Below are 1,430 nucleotides of genomic sequence, written 5' to 3' on the forward strand. Positions count from 1 at the left end.
GTGTTTTCATTTTGCGCCATAAAACGTAAAAGCCCCCAAATAGCCATTAAAGCATCTAGTTGTTTTTGTTTTTTGTATTGTGAACTTTGTATGGTTAATTCTTTCTTTTTTTGGACATACCATACCAAAAAACCTGCAGCTAATGGAATGATAAGTTTGATTAGATCAATTATAGGTATTTTCATGCTTCAATAGGATTTAGTTTTTCTAGGGAATAAAGTGTGTTAATTAATTGTGTTGTGACGTCTACTACAGTATCTAACTTATAATTAAAATCAATGGAATAATGTTGGGCTATTTTTTCAAAATAGTCAGGATGTTTTTCTTTGTCAATGAACCCTGAATGACAGAACATATTACGCAAAGCATTCATCAAATCACTTTCTTCTGAGGTAAGTATATTCTTATTCGGATCTTCTAACGCTTTTAAATATTTAACATGTTTTTTCTTAGGTGATATGCCTAATGTATGGCAATAATGTTCATAAGCCAAGAATACTTTAAAAGCACTTTCTCCTAGTTTATCAATATCTTCAATAGCATCTTGTAAATCTTCTAAGGTTATAGTTTCATCTTGAAGCCATACGAGCAATTCTTGTACGCGTTTATTACGAAGATAGGTTTTGATTTTTCCATACTTCTTTAGATTGGTTTGTGATACAATTCTAGGTTGTCCTTCTTGTTTAAAAGATACTTCAATGCATTCTTTGTCAAGAATATTTTTATCGCGAGTAGCAGGAATATGTAATTCGTCTTTTTTAGTATCTTGGTATCTGATGTCACGGAGTTGCCAATTACTAATATCGATAGAAACATTTTTTTCCAGTTGTGGAACCAAATATTTTACCATATAAAAAAGAACGAGGTCTTGAGCTTTGTATAAGCGTATTTTCTTCTCTGGTTGTATCACACGTTTTATCCATACTTTTTTATCCCAATCTTTATGTTCTGGATCTGTAATTTCTTTACCTTTTATTGTATTTCCTTGATCATCTTTACCTCCTAAAAGATGTTTAAATCGTTGTTTATAAATAGCCTCTAATTCTTTAGGCGTACCGATCAAAGGGTTATGAGCTGTTTTGTTATCAATACGAACAGCACGTTTATAATCATAAAAACCTTGATAATCGGTATGTGAAGCTAGCATACTATATACAAAGTTATTTTCGGTAGTGGATGGATTAGCTCTTTTATTGTGAACTGAAAATTGTTTATCAATTAAGTCATTAAGAAAACCTTTAGGAATCACAAAAGGCATTTCATTTTCGAGTTGTTCCTTGAGTGTTCTTTTATAAATATGTTTTAGACGATCTAGAGTATACGTTTTTTCTTTTCGCTTATCGTCAACCTTTTCGAATGGAATTTGTAAAAAAGGATATTTGTCAATATTATTTTCAGAAAACTGTATTGGTTTTTTAATATTGAGACTA

2 protein-coding genes are annotated in these 1,430 nt (G+C 30.6%); both read right to left on the bottom strand.

Annotated features, from left to right (window positions below; translation table 11 throughout):
- Positions 1-185 (bottom strand): hypothetical protein (locus ACYEKI_RS21170; protein ID WP_459213208.1); only part of this gene is annotated, 185 nt, incomplete at its 3' end.
- Positions 182-1,430: hypothetical protein (locus ACYEKI_RS21175; protein ID WP_459213209.1), on the bottom strand; the 1,249-nt coding region annotated here is incomplete at its 5' end. The genes ACYEKI_RS21170 and ACYEKI_RS21175, both read right to left, overlap by 4 nt.

The sequence above is a fragment of the Aquimarina rhabdastrellae genome (assembly GCA_947387485.1).
In the GTDB taxonomy this organism is placed as follows: domain Bacteria; phylum Bacteroidota; class Bacteroidia; order Flavobacteriales; family Flavobacteriaceae; genus Aquimarina.